8 protein-coding genes and 1 pseudogene are annotated in these 8,288 nt (G+C 62.8%); 3 read left to right on the top strand and 6 right to left on the bottom strand.

The genetic code is table 11. The features are described 5' to 3' along the window. Window positions 1–120, top strand: a 120-nt coding sequence (locus tag ACKWJN_RS08880) for an MOFRL family protein (RefSeq protein ID WP_408596113.1), incomplete at its 5' end; no start/stop codon positions are given. A gap of 2 nt (window positions 121–122) precedes the next feature. Here ACKWJN_RS08880 and ACKWJN_RS08875 read toward each other — a convergent pair. From ACKWJN_RS08875 to xdhA, 6 genes are read right to left on the bottom strand one after another with little or no spacing between them, the layout of a single operon-like run. Next, window positions 123–566 (bottom strand): acyl-CoA thioesterase, encoded by a 444-nt coding sequence (locus tag ACKWJN_RS08875; RefSeq protein ID WP_408596111.1) that lies wholly within the window; start codon window positions 564–566, stop codon window positions 123–125. After that, window positions 563–865 carry a HigA family addiction module antitoxin gene (locus tag ACKWJN_RS08870; RefSeq protein WP_408596109.1) on the bottom strand — a complete coding sequence of 101 codons (303 nt, stop codon included), beginning with the start codon at window positions 863–865 and terminating at the stop codon, window positions 563–565. Before ACKWJN_RS08870 ends, ACKWJN_RS08875 begins: the two co-directional genes overlap by 4 nt. A gap of 9 nt (window positions 866–874) precedes the next feature. Further along, window positions 875–1,156 carry a type II toxin-antitoxin system RelE/ParE family toxin gene (locus ACKWJN_RS08865; protein WP_100147827.1) on the bottom strand — a complete coding sequence of 94 codons (282 nt, stop codon included), beginning with the start codon at window positions 1,154–1,156 and terminating at the stop codon, window positions 875–877. Between the two features lie 15 nt (window positions 1,157–1,171). Beyond that, window positions 1,172–2,542, bottom strand: coding sequence for a guanine deaminase (gene guaD / locus ACKWJN_RS08860; protein ID WP_408596106.1), 1,371 nt, complete (start codon window positions 2,540–2,542; stop codon window positions 1,172–1,174). Next, window positions 2,539–4,899: a xanthine dehydrogenase molybdopterin binding subunit gene (xdhB, locus tag ACKWJN_RS08855; RefSeq protein WP_408596104.1), complete on the bottom strand. Its 2,361-nt coding sequence runs from the start codon at window positions 4,897–4,899 to the stop codon at window positions 2,539–2,541. Before xdhB ends, guaD begins: the two co-directional genes overlap by 4 nt. Further along, on the bottom strand, window positions 4,896–6,374 hold the full coding sequence (gene xdhA / locus ACKWJN_RS08850) for a xanthine dehydrogenase small subunit (protein WP_408596102.1): 1,479 nt from the start codon (window positions 6,372–6,374) through the stop codon (window positions 4,896–4,898). The genes xdhB and xdhA overlap by 4 nt, the downstream gene beginning before the upstream one ends. 60 nt (window positions 6,375–6,434) lie before the next feature. Here xdhA and ACKWJN_RS08845 point away from each other — a divergent pair, with 60 nt between their 5' ends. Next, window positions 6,435–7,988, top strand: a complete 1,554-nt coding sequence (locus ACKWJN_RS08845; RefSeq protein WP_408596100.1) for an ABC transporter ATP-binding protein — start codon at window positions 6,435–6,437, stop codon at window positions 7,986–7,988. Next, window positions 7,975–8,235: pseudogene (locus tag ACKWJN_RS08840) on the top strand (ABC transporter permease); the annotation flags it as partial. The gene ACKWJN_RS08845 and the pseudogene ACKWJN_RS08840, both read left to right, overlap by 14 nt. Window positions 8,236–8,288 lie beyond the last annotated feature (53 nt).

The raw sequence follows: 8,288 nt of genomic DNA, 5'->3' as shown, positions 1-8,288 counted from the left end.
CCCTCGGCGTATCTAGACCGCAACGATGCCTATGGTTTTTTTGAGCCGCTGGGCGACTTGGTGATCACCGGCCCCACCTTCACCAACGTCAACGACTTTCGCGCCTTGTTGGTGCTGTGAGTTCACTCGCAAAGGCTGCGAATTTCGCTTGGTATGGCAACGGCGCGAATGCCGGGCTGTGAGGCGTTGTCGCCCTCACGGTGCGCCGCGAAGATGCGCACCTCGTCGCACTCCATGATCAGATCGTCGCCGCGCATGATGCGGTAGCGCATCACAAAGCTCTTGGCACGCCACTCAGCAATGTGGGTGTGGATTTGCAGCACATCGCCATAACTGGCGGTTTTGACAAACCGTGCATGCGTATCCACCAAGGGTGTGCCAATGACGCCCAGCGTCTTTTCTGTCTCATGCCAAGGCGGCACACCGCATTGCACAAAGAAGTGGCGTGAGGCCGCATCGATCCAGCGAAAGAAATTGGGGAACCAGACAATGCGGGCCGGGTCGCAGTCGCCAAACTCGACCTGTTGGGTGAAGGTGATGGTTTTATTCATGGTTTGAGTGATCATGCAGGCATTAATACGGGTTTGAGTTTTGCCAGTTCTTTTTTCAAACCTTTGCCAGCTTGCCAGAGGTCGTAGGCTGTTTGTTCTGCGAGCCACAGCTTGGCGTCGCCTCCGTTTTCTAAACCTAACCATGCTTGCAGGCGAAGCGCCATATCGGGCGATATGGCCGCTCTGCCATTGATGACGCGCGACAACGCAACGCGTGATACGCCCAGTTGGCGCGCAGCTTCACTCACGCCCAAGCCCAGGGCGGGCAACACGTCATCACGCAAGGTCAGGCCGGGGTGGGGTGGGTTATGCATGGTGGTCCTTCAGTGGTAATCCAAATAGTCGACCAAGACAGCATCCAAGCCGTCAAAGGTGAACGTGATTCGCCAGTTGCCATTGACCCAAACTGAGTAGTGGCCCCCAAGATGTGCGCCACTCAGTCGGTGCAAGCGCCAACCAGGCAAGTTCATATCTTGGGCGTGTGTGGCCTCGTTCAAACGTGACAGAAGTCTCGACAACTTTGCTGCGTGAGCAGCTTGGATGCCAGATTTGCTGCCCCTCTCAAAGAAAGCCTGTAGCCCTTTGTGTTTGAACGTTTTAATCACGCTGCCATTGTATCTTCATGCGACACATGCGTCTTCAGCAAGGTTTGGCCCAGGCTTGAAGGTTTCTCCTTGCACCACCGTGTGCGCCACCAGCCGGTCATCACCCAGCACCACCAAGGCAAACAGCCACTCGGCCAGTGACTCGGCTTGCGCGCTGCGGCGTGCCAGCAGCGGAGTGGCGCGTGGGTTGAGCACCACAAAGTCGGCCTCGCAGCCCACTTGCAAATTGCCCACCACGCCGTCTAGCCCCAGGGCCCGCGCGGCGCCTGCGGTGTGCTGCCACCACAGGTGCGCGGGGCTCAGGCTCAGGCCTGCACGTCCCACGGCCTGGCGTGCCACGGTGTAGGCCGCGTGCATGGTGTGAAACGTGCTGAAGCTGGTGCCGCCGCCCACATCGCTGGCCAGGCCGTAGCGCAAGCCACAGCGGTCGGCGCTGGCGTAGTCAAAAAAGCCGCTGCCCAAAAACAAATTGCTGGTCGGGCTGATGGCGGCCACCGCGCCACGCTCGGCCATGCAGGCGCGGTCGGTGTCGTCGAGGTGGATGCAGTGCGCATACACCGCGCGCTCGCGCAGCAAACCCGCCTGGGTGTACACATCCAGATAGCTGCGCGCGTAGGGGAAGAGTTCATGCGCCCAGCGCACTTCGTCCAGGTTCTCGGCCACGTGCGACTGAATCCACACCGTGGGGTGTTGCTGTGCCAACTCGCCCGCGCCGTGCAGTTGCGCCTGCGTGCTGGTGGGGGCAAAGCGCGGGGTGATGGCGTAGCCCAAGCGGTCCACGCCGTGCCAGCGTTGAATCAATTGCTCGGTCTCTTGCAGGCTTTGCGCGGTGTCGCGGTCGCGCAAGCCCTCGGGGCTGTGGCGGTCTTGCAGCACCTTGCCGGTGATCATGCGCAAGTCGCGGGCTTGTGCTTCCATCATGAAGGCGTCCACCGACGCTGGGTGTGCGGTGGCAAAGGTCAGCGCGGTGGTGACGCCGTGACGCATCAACTCATCCAAGAAAAAGCGGGCCACGCCGCGCGCGTGCGCCGGGTCGGCAAACTGCTGCTCGTGCGGAAAGGTGTAGTGCTCCAACCAAGGCAGCAAGCCCTCGGCGGGTGAGGCAATGACATCGGTTTGCGGGTAGTGGATGTGCAGGTCCACAAAGCCCGGCGCAATCAGGTGGTCTGCAAAGTGCGTCACCGCCAGATCGGGGTAGTGGCCGATCAAGCTGGCGTACTGGCCCACCGCTTGCACGCGCACCGTGCCGTCGGCGTCGCGGGCGGTGACCAGCAGGCCATCGGTCTCATGCGAGGGCGTGGCGTGCTGGCTGTCGGCAAACCACAGCAGGGCGGCGCGCCATCCGCGCCAATCGGTGCGCTGGGCACTGGGGGGTGTTGGGGTCATGGGTGCTTCAAGGCGTGCAGCACGCGTTCGGGGGTGGCCGGTGTGTCAAGTTGTACGGCTGAATTGTCGCCTCGTGCGGCTGAAATGGCTTCGCGCAAGGCCTCGTACACGCTGATGGCCAGCATGAAGGGCGGCTCGCCCACGGCCTTGCTGCCGCCCACTGTGTCTTCGCGGTTGGCCTCGGGCCACAGCGACACGGCAAAGTGTTCGGGCACATCGGCGGCGGTGGGAATTTTGTAGGTGCTGGCCCCTTTGGTTTGCAGCACACCCGCGCTGTTGTAAACCAATTCTTCGGTGGTGAGCCAGCCCAGGCCTTGTACAAAGCCACCTTCGATTTGGCCCACGTCAATGGCCGGGTTCAGCGACTGGCCCACGTCGTGCAAGATGTCCACGCGCAACAGCCGGTACTCGCCCGTCAAGGTGTCAATGGCCACCTCGCTGCACGCCGCGCCATAGGCAAAGTAATAAAACGGACGGCCCGTGAGGGTGTGGCGGTCGTAATGGATTTTGGGTGTGGCATAAAAGCCGTCGCTCCACAGTTGCACGCGCTGCTGGTAAGCCAGTTGCACCGCTTGCACAAAGCTGCGTGTGGTGTGCGGGGTGCGCACCTCACCGTGGGCAAACACCACCTCTTCTGGCGTGCAGCCATCGCGTTGGGCCAAGCACTGGGCCAAGTTGCTGCGCACAGACAGTGCGGCGGTTTGTGCGGCACGGCCATTCAAGTCGGTGCCACTCGATGCGGCGGTGGCGCTGGCGTTGGCCACCTTGTCGGTGTCGCTGGCGCTGATGCGCACCTGCGCCAGGGGCAAGCCAAACACCTGCGCCACCACACCACACACCTTGGTGTGCAGGCCTTGGCCCATTTCGGTGCCGCCGTGGTTGACCAGCACGCTGCCATCGGTGAACACCGACACCAAGGCACCTGCTTGGTTGAAGTGTGTAGCCGTGAAGCTGATGCCAAATTTCACGGGCGTGAGCGCCATGCCGCGCTGAATGACCGTGTGCTGCGCGTTCCACTCGGCCAGGGCGGCGCGGCGGGCGCGGTAGTCACAGTCCTCGGCCAGGCGCGTCATCAAGGGGTGCAAGATGTTGTCTTCGACCTGCATGCCGTAGGGCGTGGTGTGGCGGTCTTGCACGCCATAGAGGTTGCGCAGGCGCACATCGAGTGGGTCGAGGTGCAGCGCACGTGCGATGTCACCCATCACGGTTTCGATCAGCAGCACCCCTTGTGGGCCGCCAAAGCCACGGTAAGCGGTGTGGCTTTGGGTGTTGGTTTTGCAGCGGTAGGAGGTGATGTCCACAGCCGGCAAAAAGTAGGCGTTGTCGGTGTGAAAAATCGCGCGGTCTGCCACCGGGCCGCTCAGATCGGCGCTGTGTCCGCTGTGCACCATTTGCACCGAGCGCAGGCCATGCAGTTGGCCTTGTTCGTCAAAGGCGGCTTGGTAGTCGTGGCTGAACGGGTGGCGCTTGCCGGTGATGAGCATGTCGTCCCCCCGGACCAGCCGCATCTTGACCGGCCCCTTCATTTTGTGCGCGGCCACGGCGGCCCACACGGCCAGGTGACCGCCTTGTGTTTCCTTGCCGCCAAAGCCGCCGCCCATGCGACGGCACACCACCCGCACCGCATGCAGCGGCAGCCCCAAGGCATGGGCCACCAAGTGCTGCACCTCGCCCGGGTGTTGGGTGCTGGAATGAACCAGCCATTGCTGCTGGCCTTGTGGCACGGCATAGGCAATTTGGGTTTCCAAATAAAAGTGTTCTTGGCCACCAATCTCCAACTGGCCCACGAGTTGGTGTGGGGCCTGTGCCCAGGCCGCCTCGGTGTCGCCGCTGCGCACGTGCACGGGGGGCAACACAAACGACTGCTGCTGCAGGGCCGTGCGCGCATCCAGCACCGGGGGCTCGGCGGCCACGTCGATGCGTGCCAAGCGTGTGGCGTGCAAGGCCTGTTGGTGGGTGTCGGCCAACACCAGGGCCATGACCTGGCCCACGTGCGATACGCGCTCGCTGGCAAAGATCGGTTCGTCGTGGGTGTAGGCGGCCAGCACCGGGTCGCCCACGATGTCGGCGGCCGTCACCACACCGCGCACGCCGGGGGCTTGCAGGCAGGCGCTCAGGTCGAGGGCGCGCACCTGACCACAGGCCACGGTGCTGAGCACGGGGGCTGCGTGCAGCGTGCCTTCGGTCAGGGCGATGTCGTCGATGTAGGCGGCGCTGCCTTGCACATGGTGCACGGCGCTTTCGTGGAAAGCGTTTCCCCCGTCAACGGTTTCGTCAAAAGCCTTGATCTGAACACCGCTTTCGTGATCAGCGCTTTTCCGATCGGCGCTTGCTTGGCGCGTGAGGGGGGTGTTCATGCCAAGTCCTCCAAGCGAATCTCGGTCTGGCCTGTGCTTTCTAGCCAGGCGCGTTGCAACAAATTGCCCAACACCTCGCGGCGGTAGGCGCTGCTCGCGCGCATGTCGGAGATGGGCTCAAATTCTTGGCGCAGCACGGCTTGCGCCTTCTGCACGGTGTCTGGCGTCCAGTCGCGTCCGCGCAGTGCGGCCTCGGTGTGAACCGCGCGCACGGGCGTGGCGGCCACGCCCCCTACGCCGATGCTGGCTTGGGTGATGCGCTGGCCTTGGCGCTGGAGTTGCACCACCAGGCAGATGGCTGAGATGTCGTCTTCCACCCGCTTGGACACTTTGTAGGCCCCCAGCCATTCGTGCGGCGTGGGGCGTGGCACCTTGATCCAGCACAGCACCTCGTCGGGGGCCATCAGGTTTTGTCGGTAGCCGGTGTAGAGTGTTTCCAGCGGCAATTCGCGGTGCACGATGCGCCCGCGTCGCCACGCCATCAGGACCACATGCGCACCCAGCGCAATCAGCAAGGGCATGCTGTCGCCAATGGGTGAGCCATTGGCCACATTGCCGCCCAAGGTGCCCGACTGGCGAATCGGCCAGCCCGCAAAGCGGTTGGCAAAGGCCTGCACGTGCGGGCGCTCTTGTGCCAGCGCCTCGAATGCGTGCTGCAAATTCACCGCTGCACCGATGGCGATGTGGTGGGGGTAGTCCTCCACCACGCGCAATTCAGCCACCCGGCTGAGGTCAATCACTTGGCGCCAACGTTGTCGGCCCTGGGTCAACTGCAGGCCTGCGTCGGTGGCCCCCGCGATGAGGGTGGCTTGGGGTGACTGGCTACGCGCGCGCAGCAAGTCTTCTAGCCGTTCGGGCAGCCCGTAGTCGGCATCTGCGCCGCGCGGTTCAATGCCTGCCAGCGCGTGCAACACGGCGGGCTCATCCACACGTTGCACCGGGTAGTCACCCATGTGGCAGGCCGCTTGCACGATGGGCCGGTAGCCCGTGCAGCGGCACAGGTTGCCAGACAGGGCGTGCTGCGCTTGTTCGCGGTTCACGGCTTGGCCCTGGCACACGCTGTCTTGGTACAGGCCAAACAGACTCATCACAAAGCCGGGGGTGCAAAAGCCGCATTGCGAGCCGTGGTGATCGACCATGGCTTGTTGCGCCGGGTGCAGGCTGCCGGGTGTGGCAGCCAAGTCGCCCGCTGTCCACACCGCCAGGCCATGCACCGAATGCGCGGGGCGAATGCAGCTGTTGACGGCGCGGTAGGCCAGCTTGCCACCGCAGGCTTGGGCCACCACCACGGTGCAGGCGCCGCAGTCCCCTGCGGCGCAGCCCTCCTTGGTGTCGCAGCTGCGCAAGTCCTCGCGCAGCAGGTCAAGCAGCGTGCGGTCCGGTGGTACATTGTTCAGCGCCACAGCCTCTCCACGTCGGACAAACACCAGTGTTTGCGGCTTCAAAGCGGCTGGGGATGGTTTTTGCTTGGTCATAGGTCCAACGTCATAGTTCCAACTTCTCAAGCAAGATTAGTGCAAACATACAGCCAACCGATGTCGCATCCTCTTTTATCTTTGCAAGGTATCACCAAGCGCTACCCGGCGGTGGTGGCCAACGATGGGGTTTCCTTGGTGGTGCAGCCCGGCGAGATCCACGCCGTCTTGGGCGAAAACGGCGCTGGCAAATCCACGCTCATGAAAATCATCTACGGCGCGGTCAAGCCCGATGCCGGAGACATTCTTTTTCAAGGCAAGCCGGTCCATATCCGCAACCCGCAAGAGGCCAGGCGCTTGGGGATCAGCATGGTGTTTCAGCACTTCAGCCTGTTTGACACCTTGAGCGTGGCCGAGAACGTGTGGCTGGGTTTGGACAAGTCGCTCAGCTTGGCGCAAGTCAGCCAGCGCATCACCGACACCGCGTCGCAATACGGCTTGGACATTGACCCAATTCGCCCGGTCCACACCTTGAGCGTGGGGGAGATGCAGCGTGTCGAGATCATCCGCGCTTTGTTGACCAACCCCCAGCTGTTGATCTTGGATGAGCCCACCTCGGTGCTCACACCTCAGGCGGTGGAGAAGTTGTTTGTGGTGTTGCGCCAACTCGCCAGCGAAGGGCGCAGCATTTTGTACATCAGCCACAAGCTGCACGAAATCCGTGCGTTGTGCACCGCCTGCACCGTCATGCGGGCAGGGCGTGTCACCGGGGTGTGCGACCCGCGCCAAGAAACCAACGCCTCATTGAGCCAGTTGATGATTGGTAGCTTGCCCCCTGAGTTGGGTGTGCGCCGCCAGCAACCGGGGCCCGAGGTGCTGCGTGTCGACCACCTTCGCTTGACGCGTGCCGACCCTTTTGGGGTGGACTTGCAGGGCATCGATTTGCAGGTGCGCGCAGGCGAAGTGGTGGGCATTGCCGGCGTGTCGGGCAATGGCCAGCGTGAATTGTTGTATGCCCTGTCGGGCGAAGACACACGTGCCACGCGCAACAGCATTCGCTGCCAAGGCCAAGCCATTGGCCACTGGGGACCTGAGCGAAGGCGCGAGTTGGGACTTCATTTTGTGCCTGAAGAGCGCTTGGGTCGAGGGGCTGTGCCCAGCCTGAGCTTGGCGCAAAACCTGTTGCTCACGCGGCATGAGGCGGTGTCCAAAAAAGGCGGTTTGGGTTGGTTGAATTTAGCGGCCTTGCGTGATCAAGCGCAAGCCATCATTGCGCGTTACCAAGTCAAAGCCGGTGGGCCCGATGCGCCCGCGCGGTCGCTGTCGGGTGGCAATTTGCAAAAGTTTCTGGTGGGGCGCGAGATCGAGGCTGCGCCCAAATTGCTGATCGTCTCGCAACCCACCTGGGGCGTGGACGTGGGGGCTTCGGCGCAAATTCGCGCCGCTTTGCTGGCGCTGCGCGAGGCCGGTTGTGCGGTGTTGGTGGTGAGTGAGGAGTTGGACGAATTGTTGGAGCTGTCAGACCGCTTGCATGTGATCGCCAATGGGCGGCTCTCGCCCGCCCTGAGCCGCGAAGAGGCCAGTGTGTCGCGCATCGGCGCGTGGATGAGTGGCTTGTGGGACAGCCCCACCCAAGACCCCTCTCAGAAGGAGGCGCCCCATGCTGCGGCTTGAACCCCGTGCCCAGGCCTCGGCCCTGTGGCGTTACGCCTCGCCGGTGATGGCGCTGGCCATCACGGTGGTGTTGGGCGTGTTGTTGTTTTTAGCCCTGGACAAAGACCCACTGCGCGGCTTGGCGGTGTTTTTTTGGGAGCCCATCAAAAGCGTGTATGCCTTGTCGGAGTTGTTGGTCAAGGCCACACCTCTGCTGTTGATCGCCTTGGGGTTGGCGGTGTGTTTTCGCTCCAACATCTGGAACCTGTCTCTTATACACATCTGACGCTGCCGACGATAAGGCTCGTGTAGATCTCGGTG

It is taken from the genome of Limnohabitans sp., assembly GCF_046052825.1.
Classification (GTDB): domain Bacteria; phylum Pseudomonadota; class Gammaproteobacteria; order Burkholderiales; family Burkholderiaceae_C; genus Limnohabitans.
The sequence above is the reverse complement of the archived record's forward strand: the minus strand, read 5'-3'. Positions and strand labels throughout refer to the sequence as shown.